This is a genomic window from Oligoflexus sp. (assembly GCF_035638955.1).
GTDB lineage: Bacteria > Bdellovibrionota_B > Oligoflexia > Oligoflexales > Oligoflexaceae > Oligoflexus.
This window is the reverse complement of sequence record NZ_DASQYZ010000131.1, coordinates 1-16,094: the sequence shown is the minus strand read 5'-3', so window position 1 is coordinate 16,094 and position 16,094 is coordinate 1. Positions and strand designations below refer to the sequence as shown.

Sequence of the window (16,094 nt, the reverse complement as noted above, 5' to 3'; positions counted from 1 at the left end):
TTGCCGAAACGCTCCATAGAAGAACCACGACCCGGATCCCGCGACGATCCTGGACACGCGCTAGGGGCAGATCATGCGGCAGGCACTCCAAGTCTGGCTTATCGCTGGATCCCGTCTTATTCTGAACGCCTGCAATAAAGCACTGTTGATGTGCGGTACGGATGATATTAGCCAGGCCGTCAGCGAAACCCCAGGAACAAATGCCAGGCGCGACCGCCCCACAGAAGCCGGTGAAAGTTTGCCCGGTTATCTTCGTTTGCTCATGCTATCCAAAAACACAATGAACCTGCAAAGACAGAAGCAGCACCGGCGCCTGGACGGAACTCCGTTGGCTGTCAGGCTTCATTCGGGCAGCATCGCACGCAGCGACTTCGCAAATTCCAACCTGCCGCAGGCTGATTTTACTCAGGCGAACACGGCTGGAGCGATCCTGACTCAGACAGGTAAGGCGCTAATGCTATTGATGTCCTGCGCCCGTCGATGCCAACCAACTGACCGTGGCTGTTTGAGTCCCGCTGATATTGTAAAAAATATCAAACACTTATAGATTTCGCGGCATCAATCCGGTTTTTGACGCATGCCCAAACAGAGTTATAGGTAAAATCCAAGCGAAAACGACGGACTAAGCAGAAAGTGACTGTCACAAACGCAACCGTGACACGAGTCTTAACACTGACACGATTATTAGTTCTAAGAATTGCAGTCAGTTGACAGTGGAAATCACTGGTACGAGATCTGCAATATAGGAGGAGTGATCAAGCCCTGCAGTTGGATGTCTTTCGAGGTGTCTAACGCCTTTTGCAGAGCTGACGATGTTCGACCTCCTATCGTTCGTGTGTGCCCTTTCATGATTCCTCGGAGCAACGCCTCCGGGGAATTACTTTTTTGGGGTGAAAAATCCTTTTCTTTCAAACACGTGTCCGCTAAGTTCGGAGCTTGTTTAAGGTCCACATGGAGAGGGATTGATGCGCCGCTATCTACTGAAAGCTTTGATGTGTCTTGCTGTCTCGCTGGTAACGCCCTGGTCTTTGCAGGCCGGACCGGCCGTCGATAAAATCAAGAAACGTGGAACCCTGCAGATTGGGGTGGAGCCAGGCTTTCTGCCGTTTGAAATGCGGACGCCCAAGGATGAGTGGGTGGGCTTTGATGTGGAAATGGTCCAGGCCTTTGCCAAAACATTGGGCATTCAACCCAAATTTATCAGTACCAAATGGGATGGCATTATTCCCGGACTGATGGCGGGCAAATATGATCTGATCGCCTCCGGGATGACGATTACCCCCGAACGTGCGCGCATGGTGCTCTTCAGCAAGCCGTACTACGATGCTGGCCTGAAAATCCTGATCGGTAAAAAATTCGAAGGTCAGATCAAGAATCTGGCGGATCTTGATAACGAGAAGTATACGGTGCTGACCAAGCTCGGCACGACGGGTGATATTTTCGCCACCAAAAATCTCAAGAAAGCCAAAATTCGCCGGATGGATAGCGAGGCTGATGCAGCGCAGTCTGTGGTCCTGGGACGTGGGGATGCCTTCATCTACGACAAACCCTTTATGGAAATCTATGAGAGTGGACAGAAGGGCAAAGTCATACTCCTGCCCGATCTCCTGTCGAGTGAAAGCTTTGGTTTGGCGGCCCGTAAAAGCGATCAGGATTTGATTGACGCCTTCAACACCTTCCTCGATGGCTGGAAAGCCAGTGGTGGTTACGATGCAGCGTTCAAGGCGATGTTCCAGGATCTCACTTGGAAAAAACAGTTCCCCAATCAATTCTGAGTTCTCATGCATCCACGCTCATTATCCTGGCTTTTTACCCTGCTCAGCATCGTACTTCTCGTACTGCTGGGCGGCATGCTCGTCTACAGTTTCTTCAATCTCGAATACGACTGGGATTTTCGCTTCCTGACCGATTACATCTGGGAACCCGAGACCAATCGTCCGGGCCTTATTCTGCAGGGTCTTTGGGGAACGTTTTATATCAGTGTGCTATCGATTATCTTTGGGACGGCGCTCGGCCTTGCCGTCGGACTTCTCATGATCGGTCCCGAGCCCGTGGCTCGCAACGCTGCGACCCTTTTCGTGGATATCTTTCGCAATACCCCGGTCCTCGTGCAGCTTTACGTGATGTATTTTATTGTGGGTACAGCCTTCAATTTAAGCCCGGAAGTGGCCGGGATTTCGACCCTGAGTTTATTCTGTTCGGCTTACGTCGCGGATATCTTTCGCGCCAACGTCGTGGAATTTGAAAGGGGCCAGCTCGATGCCGCCAAGGCCATGGGGCTCAATCGTTGGCAGATTGCCTCGTCCATCATGGCTCCCCAGATCCTGCGACGGATGCTGCCGCCTCTCGTCGGACAGTTCGTCAGTCTGGTGAAAGACAGTTCACTCGTCTCGGTTGTGTCCGTCAATGACCTCACGAAATCAGCCATGAATGTGGTGTCGGTAAGCTTCCGCAGCTTTGAAACTTGGTTTTTGGTCGCGGTCATTTACTGTGTTCTGAACTACAGCCTGAGCAGTTACGGACGCTATCTGGAAAAACGTCTGCGGGTGGGCTCGCGATGAAAGGACCCTCCTCCATGGATGCTCTGATTCGAATGCGTGGTGTCTCCAAATCCTTTGCAGGCGCTCACGGAACTCACCATGTTTTGCGGCAGCTGGATCTGGACGTTTTCCCTGGCGACCGTCTGTGTTTGATCGGGCCTTCGGGAAGCGGCAAGTCCACGTGCCTGCGGGTCATCAACGCACTGGAAACGATTGAGAGGGGGCACGTTGAAGTCTGTGGCCTGGATTACGAGACGAGCAAGCTGCCGGTGCATCGCATCCGTCAGCACACGGCCATGGTGTTTCAAAGGTTTGAACTCTTTCCGCATTTGAGTATTCTGGATAATGTGGCCCTTGGGCCCCGCCTGGTGAAAAAGGTCAGTCGTGCGGAAGCCGAAGCCAAAGCGGTCGAGCTGCTGACGCGTGTGGGTCTCGTCGATCATATGCGCAAATATCCGTCGCAACTGTCCGGTGGGCAGCAGCAGCGCGTGAGTATTGCTCGCGCTTTAGCCATTGACCCACGAGTTTTGCTCTGTGATGAACCGACCTCAGCCTTGGATCCCGAGTTGGTGCATGAGGTCACGGACATCCTCCAGGAGCTGGCCCAGCAGGGGATGACCATGCTGATCGTTACGCATGAGATGGCCTTTGCCCGTCGCGTGGCCACCCAGTGTCTGTTCTTGGACCAGGGCCAGATCGTGGAGCGTGCGGCTCCCGAAGCGTTTTTTGAAAATCCCCAGAATCCTCGCCTGCAGCAGTTTTTGCAGGTGATCCGGGTTTAAGTTCAGGAGTGTCATATGAAAAGCGGTGCCCGTGTTCAGTTTTCACCGAAAAAGGTTGAGGCGCTGGCTGCTCGGCGGCAGCGGATTATTCAGGCCTTGAATGGAGGTTTGCTCCTCGCTGCATCGCGACCGGCGTTTCATAAATACGACTCCTCTTATTTCCGCTACCGTCAGGACCCGAACTTTTATTATCTGAGCGGTCTTTATACCGAAGATCAAGGCGTGGTGCTGCTGGTGTCGGGTGACAAACCACAGTCCATCCTTTTTGTTGAAAATCGTGATGCCGCCACAGAAATCTGGAACGGCCCCATGATCGGCCTCGATGGAGCGGCACAGCTCGGATTTGATCAGGTCTTTAACATGAGCGATCTACCGCGCGTTCTGCCCGAGCTGATGCAGAAGGCCACTGTTCTTTATACCGATCGCCAGCATCATCAGGGTGTTGAACGGATTCTGAATGATATCGTGTTCCGTCAACGCATTGCCTTCGACGGCCTCGAAGTGCGCGATTTCTGGCATTTTTTAGGCGACTTCCGCCTGATCAAGGATGAGTTTGAAATCGATCTGATGCAGACAGCCAATCGCATTTCAGCAGCTGCGCATCAACGCTGCATGCAGGATGCTCATGTGGGTATGTCCGAGCTGGAGCTGCAGGCTCTGCTTGAACTGGAAATGAAAACCGGGGGCTCACCGTTTACCGCTTATCATAGTATCGTGGCGAGTGGCAGCAACAATTGCTGTTTGCATTACAATGTGAATAGCTGCCCGTTGGAATCCGGCGATCTGGTCTTGATCGATGCTGGCTGCGCTTACGAAGGCTATGCCTCGGACATTACCCGGACGTGGCCGGTCGAAGGGCGGTTTACGGAAGATCAGCGGCTGATTTATGAGCTCGTCCTCAAAACGCAGAAGACCATCATCAATATGGTCAAGCCAGGGGCCCGTATTCCTGATCTGCAGGAAGCCACGATTCGTTTATTGACGGAAGGGCTCATTGAGTTGGGCGTCGTTAAACTCAGTTACGACGAAGCTCGTCAGGGCGATATGTATAAAGCTTGGTATCCGCACGGCGTATCCCACTATCTGGGCCTGAATGTGCATGACGCAGGCCGTTATGTGGTGGATGGACAGCGGCGTCCTTTGGAAGCCGGCATGGTGATTACAGTGGAACCAGGAATTTATATTCAACCTGGGGCCCCGTATACCGATAGCCGATGGCATGGCATTGGGATTCGTATTGAAGATGATATTCTTGTGACAGCCCAAGGAAATCGAAACCTGACGGACTGCCCCAAGGAAGTCGCGGATCTGGAAGCTTTACGAGCCTGAATGTCTTTTTTCCAGGACCTTCACAGCATCCGCCAGCTGCAGGCCGCGGCCTTTAAGCAAGACGGTGAGATGAAAGAGAAGGTCCGCGGCTTCACCGAGCAAAGCGTTATCATGCGGCGCCATGGCCGCAAGCGCGACCTCAACGCCTTCTTCACCTACTTTCTGGGCCATCCGCTGCATGCCGTCTTCAAAGAGCCGGGTGGTGTAGGATCCCACCGGGCGCTCCTCGTAGCGCTGATCGATCACACCCTGGAGTGTGTTCAAAAAATTCACCGATTCAGGTTTCGGACCAAAGCACGTGGCGCAACCGGTGTGACAGGTGGGGCCAATCGGATCAACCTTGATCAGGAGCGTATCCTGATCGCAGTCCAGGGCCAAATCTTTGAGTCGCAAGAAATGACCTGACGTTTCGCCTTTGGTCCAGAGCTTCTGCTGCGTCCGGCTGTAAAAGGTCACAAGCCCGGTTTCGATCGTCGTGGTCAGAGCGTCCGGCGACATATAACCCAGCATCAGGACAGTGCTGTCGCCCTTGTCCTGAATGATGGCCGGAATGAGTCCGTCGCACTTTTCCCAATCGATGGTTGTAATGTCGATCATAAACGAACCTCCTGGCCTGCTTTTCTCAGATAAGCTTTGAGATCCGGAATCAAAACCTCGCCCCGGTGAAAAATTCCAGCTGCCAGTGCCGCATCCACTCGGGCTTTGGTAAAGACTTCCAGAAAATCCTCGGGTTTGCCGGCCCCACCGGACGCCACGAGCGGAACCCGGCAAAGCTCGCGAGCTGCTTGCAACTGACGAATGTCATACCCAGCTCGCGTGCCATCGGCGGCCATGCAGTTGAGAACGATTTCACCGGCACCGCGATCCTGAACTTCACGGATCCAATCCAGAGTTTTTTTACCGGCATTCTGGGCCGTTTTTTCGCTGCCCGTATATTTCCAAATCATGTAATCTCCATCCTGCTCGATGGAGTCGATGCCGATGACCACACACTGACTGCCGAATTCATCGGCCAGGGCATTGATCAGTCCTGGATTTTCAATGGCAGGCGAATTGATGGAAACCTTGTCGGCTCCCGAATGCAAAATGCGTCTGGCATCGTCTACCGAGCGAATACCGCCGGCCACGCAGAAGGGAATATCAATCACGCGTGCGGTATCTTCAATCCACTGCGTGGACACAGTCCGGCTTTCCGCACTGGCTGTAATATCGTAAAATACCAGCTCATCGGCTCCGGCATCACGATAACGTCGTGCCAGGTCCAGAATATCGCCCAGAACCACGTGATCTTTGAACTTCACGCCCTTGACAACTTTGCCATCACGGACGTCCAGACACGGAATAATTCTGCGTGCTAGCATTGAAGAGCCTCCTGCAGCGAAATCGTGCCTTCGTAAAGGGCCTTGCCAATAATGGCTCCGCCCACGCCGTCGGCCTTGAGCTGCTGAATATCAGCAACCCTATGCATGCCACCCGACGCGAGAATGCAGAGCTGCGGATATTGGCGTTGCAAGGTTTTATAAAGCGCAAAGTTGGGTCCACTCATCATGCCATCACGTTTAATATCCGTGCAAAGTACCTGATTTAAGCCCATGCCTAGATAGGTATCCAAAACTTCGTGCGCGGAAACCGGTGACAACTGCTGCCACCCATGAGTGGCCACCCGTGGTTCACCGGCGTCATCCAACATCACATCGAGTCCAAGTGTGATATGGTCCCCACCAAACGTTTCAAAAATTCTTTTGGTCAGGCCCGGATCCTGGATCGCCAGGCTGCCGAGGACCACACGTTCCACTCCAGCCTGCAGCAAAGCCTGAACGTGTTCGATGGTCCGCACGCCACCGCCTACCTGCAGTTTTAGGGACACTTGCGTGGCCAGGGAACGTAAGAGATCGACTTGAATCGGTCGACCCTCGCGAGCGCCGTCCAGATCCACCACATGCAGGTAGGAGGCGCCCTCGCGCATGAAACCTTCCGCCGCTTCAAAAGGCGACTTTGCATAGGTCGTGCGATCTTCAAAACGCCCTTGAGCCAGGCGCACCACCTGACCATCCATCAGATCGATTGCGGGATAGATCTTCATAGATTTAAAAAGTTCCTTAATATCAGGGAGCCCGTATCACCGGAGCGTTCCGGGTGAAATTGAGTTCCGAAAAAATTATCCTGCGAAACCAGAGCGGGAACTATTTCTCCATAGTGCACGCTGGCCCGTGTCGTGGCATTCACCGGGGCCCTAAAGGAATGGACAAAGTACACCCGACACCCAGGTTCCAGACCTTCGAGCAGCGGGAAAGGTTGTTCCCAGTCCAGGCTATTCCAACCCATATGGGGCAGGCTCAAGCCGTAATCGCGAATCCGGGACACACGACCAGGCAGTATGCCCAGACAGGGAATATCGCCCTCTTCGGTGTACTCGTAAAGAATCTGCATGCCGAGACAGATGCCCAGCACGGGCTGCTTCAGTTGCTTGATCACAGGGATCAACTGCATGTTTTGCAGACTTTTCATGGAGGCCTGGGCATGACCGACCCCAGGCAGGATCACGTGATTGGCCGCCTGAATCACAGCGGCATCTGTTGTCAGTTCATAAGGACGATCCAATCGTTCGACGGCGTTCGCCACGGAACGAAGATTGGCCACTCCGGTATTAATGATGGCAATCATAAAAGACCCTTGGTCGTTGGCAGATCGGTACCCGACTTTTTCACGGCCTCGCGCAGGCTGCGGGCAAAAGCCTTGAAGATACCTTCGGCAATGTGATGATCGTTCTGACCTCGTGCCCGAATATGCAGATTCGCGCCCAATGTTTCCGCCAGGGAGCGGAAAAAGTGCGGAATCATCTCGGTGCTGAGCTCGCCAATTTTTTCCCTTTGAAAATCCGCTTCAAAGATACTGTAAGGCCGACCGCCAAGATCGAGCAGAACCTGGGCATCCGCCTCGTCCATGGGCAGTGCGAATCCGTAACGCTGAATCCCACGTTTATCGCCCAAGGCCTGCTTCAGAGCCTGCCCTAATGCCAGGCCCACATCTTCGATACTATGGTGATCATCGATTACGAGATCACCCTGGCATTCGATCTGGACACTGATGCCGGCGTGACGAGCAATCTGATCGAGCATATGATCAAAGAATCCTACGCCCGTTTTCATGCTCACCGGCTGCGACTGATCCAGATTCACAGCCACGCGGATCTGCGTTTCCTTGGTTTCGCGTCGAACCTCGGCCTTGCGATCGGCCAGCAGGAGTTCATCGGCTATCTGTGCCCAGCTTAAGCCTTCGCCAAAGGGAGAGGCGATACGCATGCCACGAATTCCCATGTTCGCAGCCAATTCCATATCCGTATCGCGGTCACCGATGACAGCCGATGCCGGACGATTCCAATCGGTGCGCTGGAGCCACGGCAGGACCATACCCACGCCCGGCTTACGGCACGCACAGCCCGCCTCACGAAAATGTGGGCAGATGAGGATCGCTTCAAAGGTGATGCCCTGACTCTGCAAGAGGTCGACGATGAAATTCTGACAAATCTCAAAGTCGGCCTGAGGAAACGAGTCCGTTCCCAATCCATCCTGATTGGTTATCATCACCAGCGCATAACCGGCCTCTTTGAATCGCAACAAAGCCGGAATTACCCCTGGTACGAAACGTATTTTGTCCAGTCGATCCACCTGGTAGTCCTGCGGCTCCAGGTTGATCGTGCCGTCCCGATCGATGAAAAGAATCTTTTGCATTCATTGCTCCTCGGGGCGCAGGCGAACACTGACAGCCAAACGGTGGGCTTCCAAGCCTTCCAAACGCGCCAGCTGCTCGACGGCAGGACCGATCGCTGCCAGGCCTTCGCGAGAGAGATGCTGGAACGTGATGTGCTTCAGGAAGGATTCCAGTGACAGTCCACTCCAGGCCCGGGCGTGACCATAGGTTGGCAGCACGTGGTTGGTTCCGGTGGCGTAATCTCCGGCTGATTCTGGAGAATAGGCACCCAGGAACACGGATCCCGCGTTTTTAAGACGACGGGCCCAAACTTCAGGCTCGTAGATTTGCAGAATCAAATGCTCGGGGGCATAGGTATCGGAGATCTCGACAGCCGTCTGGATATCCGGCACGACAAAGCAGCGACTATTCATCAGGGCCTGGGCCGCGATCTCCCGTCTCGGGAGTTTTTGGAGCAGGCGATCCAAAGCGCCGAGACATTGTTTGGCCAAGCCTTCGCTGGTCGTGATCAAAATCACTTGCGAATCCGGACCGTGTTCGGCCTGTGAGAGAAGATCGGCAGCAACAAAGATAGGATTGGCTTCGTCATCAGCGATGACCAAAACTTCGGAAGGTCCTGCGGGCATATCGATGGCTGCGCCTTCCGGATGTGAAGCCACCTGCTGTTTCGCTTCTGTAACCCAGGCGTTGCCAGGGCCAAAAATCTTATCAACCTTGGGAATGCTGTCCGTGCCGAAAGCCATGGCAGCGATCGCCTGAGCGCCGCCCACGCGATAGACCTGATCAATGCCGCAAAGAGCGGCGGTGGCCAGGACAATCTTATTGATTTCGCCATCGGCCTGTGGCGGTGAACAGAGAATGCGCAAGGGATTTTCCGCAATATGCGACGGGACACCCAGCATGAGCACAGTGGAGGGCAGGGGAGCCGTCCCACCGGGGATATAGAATCCCACGCGTTCGATAGGACGTGCTTCACGGAAACAGCGGATGCCCGACAGGGTTGGAATTTCAATGCGGCGCGGCAACTGCTGACGGTGAAAACGCTCGATATTATCGCGAGCCATTTCCAAGGCCTCTCGCGTTATTGGCTCCAGATTCTCCAGGGCCGCTTGGATTTTCGGCGGAGGCACGCGCAGGCTTTGCAGCTCGACCTTATCAAAGCGCGCGGTCATCTCGATAAGGGCTTGATCACCCCGTTCGTGCACATCGGCGAGAATCTCGCGCGTGCCTGATTGCAGTTCAGCCGAAGACGATGAAGCCGGCCTTTTCAAAAGGATTCTTTGTTCATCCCGCGACAGTTGATTCCAGTTATATATGCGCATGGCCGCTCTCACTCGATAATTTTTTCAATGGGCAGTACCAGGATGGAACTGGCGCCAGCTTCTTTTAGCTTTTCAATGGTTTCCCAGAAGACGAATTCCTTGGCCACGGCGTGGATGGCCACCTTGGTCTCGTCATACATCAGAGGCATGACAGTAGGTTTTTCCATTCCAGGGATGAGCTGGGAAATACGGTAGATGGCATCTTTGGGAGCATTCATCATGATGTACTTGGCATTCTTCGCTTTGCCCAGACCATCAAAGCGCGCCATGAGTCGGGTGATCAGCTGCTCCTGATCCTGACTCAACTGCGTCCGCGGTCGCACCAGGACGGCCTCGCTTTCCAACAGAATGGTGGTCTCACGCAGACCATTGGACTCCAGTGTGGCGCCAGTGGACACAAGGTCGCAGATGGCATCCGCGACACCTATGGAAGGAGCGACTTCCACCGAACCGCTGATCTGAACGATGCTGGCTTTAATGCCATTATCGTCGAGGAAACGCTGAAGGATATTGGGATAGGAGGTGGCAATGCGCTTGCCGCTGAAACTGGCGAGCCCTTCATAGGGCGTGGTTTTAGGCAAGGCCAATGAGAGGCGGCAGTACCCGAATCCAAGGGAGCGAATGATTTCGACCGCTGTTTCCCCTTTGCTGACGCGGCCCAGCTTTTCTTCCAGGACGTTCAGACCGCAGATGCCGAGCTGGGAAACCTGGTTATTCACGAAACCAGGAATATCATCGTCACGGACCAGCATCAGGTCGATCGGCTGTTCCTTGGCGCGGACGATCAGACGATCGGTACGGGCTTCAAAGGTAATGCCTGCCTGGGCCAAAAGGTCGCGACATTTGTCGCTCAGGCGACCTGATTTCTGAATGGCTATGCGCAGCTGTTTATTACTCACCTTGTTCTCCCTGTTGGCGCTGAAGCACCATGCGATAACCGCCTGTGCCATAAGTCAAGGAGCGGGCCACCCGAGTAATGGTCGCGGTGCTCACTCCGGTCTTTTCGTTGATGACGCGGTATGACAGGCCCTGGTCCAGGAGCTTGGCCACCCTCCAGCGGTCGGCCATGGAACGTAATTCTGCCGGGGTGCACAGATCATCAAAGAAACGGCTGAACTCCCCCTGATCCCGGATCGACCGTAAGGCCTCGAAAAGTTCAGTTAAATAGCTCTCGTCCCAATGATCATTGCCTTTACCACTCGGCATGCGGGCAGCTTCGCGTTCAGACATGTTCGGCTCTCCTGGCGTGAAAAGTGTTTTAGCCTGCTAAAACGCTAATGTGATAACATAATAATAAAGCGGGTTCAAGGTCTTTTATTTGGCCAAAAATGCGTGCTTTTTCACCTTGCTATCACCAGGAAGCTTGGTTATGTTACTGCGCTGAGCGGGATACGCCAGTATTCATGGCGGTGTCCAAGAGGCGGACTGAATCCCAAGTTTGATTCAGTTTGCGCAGTGCAAAGTTGTTTCGTTACCCATAGCGAGGTTAAACTCGCTGATCACTTTGAAAGAGGTAGTTTGAAGTATGAAAAAGCTTCTCGTTGTTCTTGGCCTGTCTGCGATCGCAATGGCCGGCAAATGTGGTTCGTCGAACTCTGAAGAGAAATCTCAGGACGCTGCTAAGACTCAAGAAGAGTTCCCAGTGAAAGAAGAGAGCCCAGTTCCAGCTGAGGAAGTTCCTTCTTACGAACAACAGGAAGAGGCTACTCCAGCACCTGCAGACGCGATTCCTGCTCCCGCTGAAGCCATTCCTGCTCCCGAAGCTGGCAAAACCACTCCTTAATGTACTTAGGGCGCGCTCTTGCCTCAACTTCAGCACAACTGGAGTTCAGTGAAAGCGCGTCCTCAGTTTTCCATCCGCTTGCCTCATGCTCGCCTTCCTTCAATTCCCATCAAAAAAAATGCTTGACCACAATGTGCGCAGCCTAATTTTTCGCTTGTCATCGTTGAGTCTTCTGAATATAGATGCCAGCTGGAAAAGCTGAGGTTTTTGAATAAGGTAAGGCCCCTGGCCGCCTGTTGGCTGACTGGAGTGGGGAACTATGACAACACAAGTAGTAAATGCAGAGACTGAAAATCAGAGTGTGGAATCGCCCGATTCATTCAGTGAGCAGCATTTCCGCAAACTGATCGGTCGTATGCAAAAGACCGTGGCTAAAGTTCGTCGGATCGATCTTCCTGAGCTGCTCGAGCTGGCCTGGGTGGATGGGATGCTCGATCCCTTCGCTGAACGACTGCTGCGGTCACGTCCTGATTTGAAGGATGATATCGACCAGATCACCAATGAACTCCGCAACGCGGATTAAGATTCTCTTCCGCCATGTTCGTAGCTCTAGCGCCTGGCCTTGATCCAGGGCTGGGGCTTGCCCTCCTTTCGCTTCCTCGCGAACAAATGCTCACCCGTGAATCGACCATTTGCACATCCGAAGTTGAAAATTTTACCCGCGGTAAGGATTTTTTTCGTCCAGATTCCTCCACGATTCCAGTGCGTTCAGACTATGACATTATTGTGTTGTAAATGCCAACTGACATGGTTTACAAGGTGTAGTCTTTCCGGGGTAAGGCCCTTATAACTCGCTCTCAAATCCTTTCGCCACAAGGGTTTGATGGACTACTTCGATCCAAAGGAGATGGTATGGAAACAGTCGATGCCGCCCACATGAGGGCCATGAACTGCAGCATTCTGCTTAAGCTCATCTGGAAGCATCACCGCATTTCGCGAGCGGATATCTCACGCATCACCAGCATGAGCCGTTCCACTGTTTCCGCTATCGTCACTGAACTGCTGGACCGAGGGTTGGTCTCTGAGCTGGGTATTGGGCCATCCAACGGCGGCCGTCGACCCATGATGTTGGCCTTTCAGGAAGACGCCTATTCCATTCTGGGTTTACAGATCAGTGCGCATTCCATCTCGGCTGCGACTTTGAATCTGAATGGTATCGTGCGACGTTGGGTCACTCAGCCTTGTGATGTTTTTCAAAATCCTGAGGATGCGCTGGCCCTGGTGCTGAAGATCATCGATGAAACAGCCGCGTTAACCTTTAGCGAAGACATGCCATTGATCGGCATGGCCCTCGCTTATCCAACCGGTGGCGCCGTCGATTTCAAAGGCTGGGAAGAGACCCTGCGCGAGCGTTTGACGATTCCTGTGCATCTGGGTTATGACGCGCATTTTGGAGCCATGGCCGAGCTTTGGTGGAATCAGACCGTTCAGCCTCGACAGCTCGGATATTTTCAGCTGAGTGAAACGCTGGGTTTCGGTCTTTTGATCCGCGATGAACAGAAGAGTTATGGCGTCAGTGGCAATCTGGGTAAGCTCCTTTTGGAAACAGAAACAAAAATTCAAAGCCTCTATCAATTGATCGGTGAGCGGGCTGCTTTGCCCCGCAAGCTTTCCGAAATCTTTGAAGCGGCCGGGTCTGGCGACAGCGCAGCCGAAGCCTGGATCAACGCAGCCGCGACTCCGTTGGCTTTGACGCTCTACAATGCTCAAGCACTTTTGCAACTGGATCGCATGGTCATCGGCGGACTTTGGCGCCCCCAAACCCAGAGGCTCAAAATCCTGGTCGAGGGGCTTGAGGAAAAATACGGTCGGGCCAGTGCGGTACCGGTTCACGAGTGGCTGGTGCCCAGTTTCCGGGGTGACCAGCAGGTGGCCTTGGGCGGCGGCACCTGCGTCCTGGAGAGGGTGCTCGAAGACCTGAGCCTCTTCCCGGCCAGACTAAGTATGTCACCATTGCAGGAAAAGCCGATCGACAGTCCATTTCCTTCTATGGAATGATAGGATCCGCGTTTAGTCATGCCAGGGCGGCGTAAACACCGTCCTTTCCTGCCCGCAAATGCCTGCCAAGCCTATATTTTCATTGATCCCGGTCGAGAAATCGTGTAATCCTCGCCACCGTTGACGAGAAACCGATGCTATCTTTGAGGTTAGAATGGCTCGATTTAAAGGCCCCCGTTTAAAGATCATGCGCTCACTGGGCGTCCAATTGCCCGGTCTGTCCCGTAAGAAGTGGGACGAGCGTAAAGCTTATCCACCTGGAATGCACCAGGGCCGCCACCGTAAAAAAGTGAGCGTGTACGGGACCCAGTTGCGTGAAAAGCAAAAACTGCGCTTCAACTACGGTCTTGGCGAAAAACAACTCCGCCGCTTCGTAGATATGAGTTTCTCGATGCGCGGTGACCCAGGTGAGAACCTTCTTCAGTTCCTTGAGCGTCGCCTGGACAATTTCGTATTCCGTGCTGGTTTCGCTGCGACCATCCCAGCTGCTCGTCAGCTGATCGTTCACGGCCACATCAAAGTTGATGGCAAGCGCGTGAACAAGCCTTCTTTCCTTATGAAAAAAGGCCACAAGGTGAGTCTGGCTGATAAAGCCACCAAGTTCACCCACGTTCAGGCTTCGCTGGAGCAATTGTCTCTGGTTCGTCCTGAGTGGATCGGCTTCGACGAAGGCGCGAAAGACGCGACTGTCGTGAGCATGCCGACTCGTGATTCTGTGCCTTTCCCTATTGAGATTGGTCAGATTATCGAATTTTACTCGAAATAAGTTATTGATATTGTTGGGTTTATCTGGGAAAAGATGTCCGATAAGCCTGATAGCAAAGCTTATAAAAAGACCCCGAATGGCGAAAGCTGTTTGGGGTTCTTTTGTGTTTTGGGTTTTGATGATGATGACGGAAATTTATTGGCGCGTGAATGCCTGGAGACGTCTTTGAAAGTCTGAAGACGTCTGTGCCGAGATCATAGCCGAGCGGATATATCTTCCGTGGTTATGGTAAAGTGCTATTCCGAATACATAAGACATGAGCCTGAACAAACCATTCTCTATCGAGTCGTAGACGAGCACGCCCAGCACTTTTTCGATTTAATTGATCGAGATCCCGATCGAAACCAGTTGCCGGAATTTACAAAGCGCGAGTCTGATAAATTTTTGAACTGCGGTATTTTATTAGCGGGATTTGTCAGGCTGAAATGTGACGACTGCGCCCATTCCATTATTGTTGCATTCAGTTGCAAGGGCCGTGGCTTTTGTCCATCCTGTGCAGCTCGAAGAATGTCAGAGCGCTCTATTCATCTCGCGGATAATGTCATCCCGTTTGTTCCAACGAGGCACTGGGTTTTATCAGTTCCCTTTGAACTTCGCTATTGGATGGCTTCTGATGACAAGCTCTTAAAACGAGTGAACAAAATCCTTTGCGATGAGGTCAATAACTACCTTCGAAAAAAAGCCAGAAAGCTTGGCATTGAAGGCGGTGAAACGGGCATCGTTTCCTACCTGCAACGCGCCGGGTCCGCACTCAATCTCAATCTTCATTTTCATCTTTTGGTCCTTGATGGCATCTATACGGTGGATGACGGAGGGGATCCTATTTTTCACCGAATTCCAGGAATTCATGAGCAAGAGATAGCGCGCGTGGTGGACGGAGTGTCGCGCCGCGTTATAAAGTGCTTGCGAAAGTCAGAAAAGCTTTCGCTCGAAGGCGAAGAGGTCTATATTGGCGATCAAACGAGTGTTGAAGAATTGACATTATCCCATCTGAAGAGAGCTTCTATCTCGAGTCGCATAGCGCTTGGTCCAGCGGCTTGAAGAGTGTCGGGGCAAACGCGGAACTGTAGGTGAACTCCTTCGCAAGGAAGGACTCTATGCAGCGCAAGTCGCCAAGTGGAAGGAAGAGGCTGAAGAAGCTCTTGCCGGCTCACTGAGCAAAAAGCGTGGGCCGAAGCTGAACCTGGAGGCTAAAGCAGAAAGGCGAATCGCGCAACTGGAAAGAGAGCTGGCTATAGCGAATGAACGGATTCGCCAGGAAGAAGTTGTGATCGAAGTTCAAAAAAAAATATCCGAGATCTTGGGTATCAAGCAGCCCCCGGAAGCCGACTGGAAAAGCGAGAAGTCGTGAAACAAGGCATTCTGGAACTGATCCAGCAGCGGGTTAGCCAGAGCTGGCTTGCGGGTATATATGGTGTGTCGCGGTCGAGCGTAAATCGGTGGCACAAAGGAAATGCGCCAAAACAAAAGCTATCCCGGAAGCCATCGAATGCTCTGAGTTAGTCAGAGAAGGCTCAAATTCTTGATCTGCTGCATTCAGATGAATTTATCGAGGATACGCCTTATCAAATCCACGCCTACAGCCTCCTCACGATAGCCGGAATCCATTCCGTCGCGAAACACTACGAGCTATCGATCGAACTGAGCCAGGAAGCGCTCGTCATACTAAAGAAACTCGGCTACAGCTATACGATATCCATGGTGCTATTCAATACGCTCAATGTGGGCCGTCGAGAACCTGCCTGACTTGACAGATCCCGCATGGTCCCAAATCTGATAGTCCCGCATTCAATATTTTTGAATGAGCATGTCCGGCTTGACGCAATATGTGGATTGAAGGAAAAAGGATCTGCAACACCCGCC

At 52.9% G+C, this 16,094-nt stretch carries 19 protein-coding genes; 11 read left to right on the top strand and 8 right to left on the bottom strand.

The window, feature by feature from the left end:
* Positions 1 to 73 precede the first annotated feature (73 nt).
* From VE954_RS12915 to VE954_RS12895, 5 genes are all read left to right on the top strand, one after another.
* Complete coding sequence (locus VE954_RS12915) at positions 74 to 547, top strand: hypothetical protein (RefSeq protein WP_324953337.1); 474 nt, start codon at positions 74 to 76, stop codon at positions 545 to 547.
* Positions 548 to 965: 418 nt separating this feature from the next.
* Complete coding sequence (locus VE954_RS12910; RefSeq protein WP_324953335.1) at positions 966 to 1,775, top strand: transporter substrate-binding domain-containing protein; 810 nt, start codon at positions 966 to 968, stop codon at positions 1,773 to 1,775.
* A 6-nt stretch (positions 1,776 to 1,781) separates the two neighbouring features.
* Positions 1,782 to 2,561, top strand: a complete 780-nt coding sequence (locus tag VE954_RS12905) for an amino acid ABC transporter permease (protein ID WP_324953333.1) — start codon at positions 1,782 to 1,784, stop codon at positions 2,559 to 2,561.
* Positions 2,558 to 3,322, top strand: a complete 765-nt coding sequence (locus tag VE954_RS12900) for an amino acid ABC transporter ATP-binding protein (RefSeq protein ID WP_324953331.1) — start codon at positions 2,558 to 2,560, stop codon at positions 3,320 to 3,322. Before VE954_RS12905 ends, VE954_RS12900 begins: the two co-directional genes overlap by 4 nt.
* Positions 3,323 to 3,337: 15 nt before the next feature.
* A complete protein-coding gene (locus VE954_RS12895; protein WP_324953329.1) occupies positions 3,338 to 4,651 on the top strand; it encodes an aminopeptidase P N-terminal domain-containing protein in 1,314 nt (437 codons plus the stop codon).
* Here the strand turns inward: VE954_RS12895 and hisIE are convergent.
* The 8 genes from hisIE to VE954_RS12855 are packed head-to-tail and all read right to left on the bottom strand — an operon-like array spanning position 4,640 to position 10,914.
* A complete protein-coding gene (gene hisIE, locus VE954_RS12890; RefSeq protein WP_324953327.1) occupies positions 4,640 to 5,248 on the bottom strand; it encodes a bifunctional phosphoribosyl-AMP cyclohydrolase/phosphoribosyl-ATP diphosphatase HisIE in 609 nt (202 codons plus the stop codon). The two genes, VE954_RS12895 and hisIE, sit on opposite strands and share 12 nt — an antisense overlap.
* Entirely contained in the window at positions 5,245 to 6,012 is a 768-nt protein-coding gene (gene hisF / locus VE954_RS12885; RefSeq protein ID WP_324953325.1) for an imidazole glycerol phosphate synthase subunit HisF, read from the bottom strand. Before hisF ends, hisIE begins: the two co-directional genes overlap by 4 nt.
* The gene (gene hisA, locus VE954_RS12880; RefSeq protein WP_324953322.1) at positions 6,006 to 6,734 is read right to left on the bottom strand and encodes a 1-(5-phosphoribosyl)-5-[(5-phosphoribosylamino)methylideneamino]imidazole-4-carboxamide isomerase; all 729 of its coding nucleotides are present in this window, start codon (positions 6,732 to 6,734) and stop codon (positions 6,006 to 6,008) included. The genes hisF and hisA overlap by 7 nt, the downstream gene beginning before the upstream one ends.
* Complete coding sequence (hisH, locus tag VE954_RS12875) at positions 6,731 to 7,315, bottom strand: imidazole glycerol phosphate synthase subunit HisH (protein ID WP_324953320.1); 585 nt, start codon at positions 7,313 to 7,315, stop codon at positions 6,731 to 6,733. Before hisH ends, hisA begins: the two co-directional genes overlap by 4 nt.
* Entirely contained in the window at positions 7,312 to 8,382 is a 1,071-nt protein-coding gene (gene hisB / locus VE954_RS12870) for a bifunctional histidinol-phosphatase/imidazoleglycerol-phosphate dehydratase HisB (protein ID WP_324953318.1), read from the bottom strand. Before hisB ends, hisH begins: the two co-directional genes overlap by 4 nt.
* Positions 8,383 to 9,684: a histidinol dehydrogenase gene (gene hisD, locus VE954_RS12865; protein ID WP_324953316.1), complete on the bottom strand. Its 1,302-nt coding sequence runs from the start codon at positions 9,682 to 9,684 to the stop codon at positions 8,383 to 8,385.
* An 8-nt stretch (positions 9,685 to 9,692) separates the two neighbouring features.
* Positions 9,693 to 10,634, bottom strand: coding sequence for an ATP phosphoribosyltransferase (gene hisG, locus VE954_RS12860; RefSeq protein WP_349263817.1), 942 nt, complete (start codon positions 10,632 to 10,634; stop codon positions 9,693 to 9,695).
* The gene (locus VE954_RS12855; RefSeq protein ID WP_324953312.1) at positions 10,576 to 10,914 is read right to left on the bottom strand and encodes a YerC/YecD family TrpR-related protein; all 339 of its coding nucleotides are present in this window, start codon (positions 10,912 to 10,914) and stop codon (positions 10,576 to 10,578) included. Before VE954_RS12855 ends, hisG begins: the two co-directional genes overlap by 59 nt.
* A gap of 295 nt (positions 10,915 to 11,209) precedes the next feature.
* Between VE954_RS12855 and VE954_RS12850 the strand changes: the two genes are divergently transcribed.
* From VE954_RS12850 to VE954_RS12825, 6 genes are all read left to right on the top strand, one after another.
* Complete coding sequence (locus VE954_RS12850) at positions 11,210 to 11,467, top strand: hypothetical protein (protein ID WP_324953310.1); 258 nt, start codon at positions 11,210 to 11,212, stop codon at positions 11,465 to 11,467.
* 259 nt (positions 11,468 to 11,726) lie between these two features.
* Positions 11,727 to 11,990: a hypothetical protein gene (locus tag VE954_RS12845; RefSeq protein ID WP_324953308.1), complete on the top strand. Its 264-nt coding sequence runs from the start codon at positions 11,727 to 11,729 to the stop codon at positions 11,988 to 11,990.
* 329 nt (positions 11,991 to 12,319) lie between these two features.
* Positions 12,320 to 13,465: an ROK family transcriptional regulator gene (locus VE954_RS12840; protein ID WP_324953306.1), complete on the top strand. Its 1,146-nt coding sequence runs from the start codon at positions 12,320 to 12,322 to the stop codon at positions 13,463 to 13,465.
* A 154-nt stretch (positions 13,466 to 13,619) separates the two neighbouring features.
* Entirely contained in the window at positions 13,620 to 14,231 is a 612-nt protein-coding gene (rpsD, locus tag VE954_RS12835) for a 30S ribosomal protein S4 (RefSeq protein WP_324953304.1), read from the top strand.
* Positions 14,232 to 14,456: 225 nt separating this feature from the next.
* Complete coding sequence (locus VE954_RS12830; protein ID WP_324953372.1) at positions 14,457 to 15,272, top strand: transposase zinc-binding domain-containing protein; 816 nt, start codon at positions 14,457 to 14,459, stop codon at positions 15,270 to 15,272.
* Positions 15,256 to 15,582, top strand: coding sequence for a hypothetical protein (locus VE954_RS12825; RefSeq protein ID WP_324953302.1), 327 nt, complete (start codon positions 15,256 to 15,258; stop codon positions 15,580 to 15,582). The genes VE954_RS12830 and VE954_RS12825 overlap by 17 nt, the downstream gene beginning before the upstream one ends.
* The last annotated feature ends 512 nt before the right edge of the window (positions 15,583 to 16,094 follow it).

Bases quoted from the DNA above. Each gene is read 5' to 3' on its own strand.
- VE954_RS12915 (WP_324953337.1), top strand. From the start codon at position 74: ATGCGGCAGGCACTCCAAGTCTGGCTTATCGCTGGATCCCGTCTTATT.
- VE954_RS12910 (WP_324953335.1), top strand. From the start codon at position 966: ATGCGCCGCTATCTACTGAAAGCTTTGATGTGTCTTGCTGTCTCGCTG.
- VE954_RS12905 (WP_324953333.1), top strand. From the start codon at position 1,782: ATGCATCCACGCTCATTATCCTGGCTTTTTACCCTGCTCAGCATCGTA.
- VE954_RS12900 (WP_324953331.1), top strand. From the start codon at position 2,558: ATGAAAGGACCCTCCTCCATGGATGCTCTGATTCGAATGCGTGGTGTC.
- VE954_RS12895 (WP_324953329.1), top strand. From the start codon at position 3,338: ATGAAAAGCGGTGCCCGTGTTCAGTTTTCACCGAAAAAGGTTGAGGCG.
- hisIE (WP_324953327.1), bottom strand. From the start codon at position 5,248: ATGATCGACATTACAACCATCGATTGGGAAAAGTGCGACGGACTCATT.
- hisF (WP_324953325.1), bottom strand. From the start codon at position 6,012: ATGCTAGCACGCAGAATTATTCCGTGTCTGGACGTCCGTGATGGCAAA.
- hisA (WP_324953322.1), bottom strand. From the start codon at position 6,734: ATGAAGATCTATCCCGCAATCGATCTGATGGATGGTCAGGTGGTGCGC.
- hisH (WP_324953320.1), bottom strand. From the start codon at position 7,315: ATGATTGCCATCATTAATACCGGAGTGGCCAATCTTCGTTCCGTGGCG.
- hisB (WP_324953318.1), bottom strand. From the start codon at position 8,382: ATGCAAAAGATTCTTTTCATCGATCGGGACGGCACGATCAACCTGGAG.
- hisD (WP_324953316.1), bottom strand. From the start codon at position 9,684: ATGCGCATATATAACTGGAATCAACTGTCGCGGGATGAACAAAGAATC.
- hisG (WP_349263817.1), bottom strand. From the start codon at position 10,634: ATGGCACAGGCGGTTATCGCATGGTGCTTCAGCGCCAACAGGGAGAAC.
- VE954_RS12855 (WP_324953312.1), bottom strand. From the start codon at position 10,914: ATGTCTGAACGCGAAGCTGCCCGCATGCCGAGTGGTAAAGGCAATGAT.
- VE954_RS12850 (WP_324953310.1), top strand. From the start codon at position 11,210: ATGAAAAAGCTTCTCGTTGTTCTTGGCCTGTCTGCGATCGCAATGGCC.
- VE954_RS12845 (WP_324953308.1), top strand. From the start codon at position 11,727: ATGACAACACAAGTAGTAAATGCAGAGACTGAAAATCAGAGTGTGGAA.
- VE954_RS12840 (WP_324953306.1), top strand. From the start codon at position 12,320: ATGGAAACAGTCGATGCCGCCCACATGAGGGCCATGAACTGCAGCATT.
- rpsD (WP_324953304.1), top strand. From the start codon at position 13,620: ATGGCTCGATTTAAAGGCCCCCGTTTAAAGATCATGCGCTCACTGGGC.
- VE954_RS12830 (WP_324953372.1), top strand. From the start codon at position 14,457: ATGGTAAAGTGCTATTCCGAATACATAAGACATGAGCCTGAACAAACC.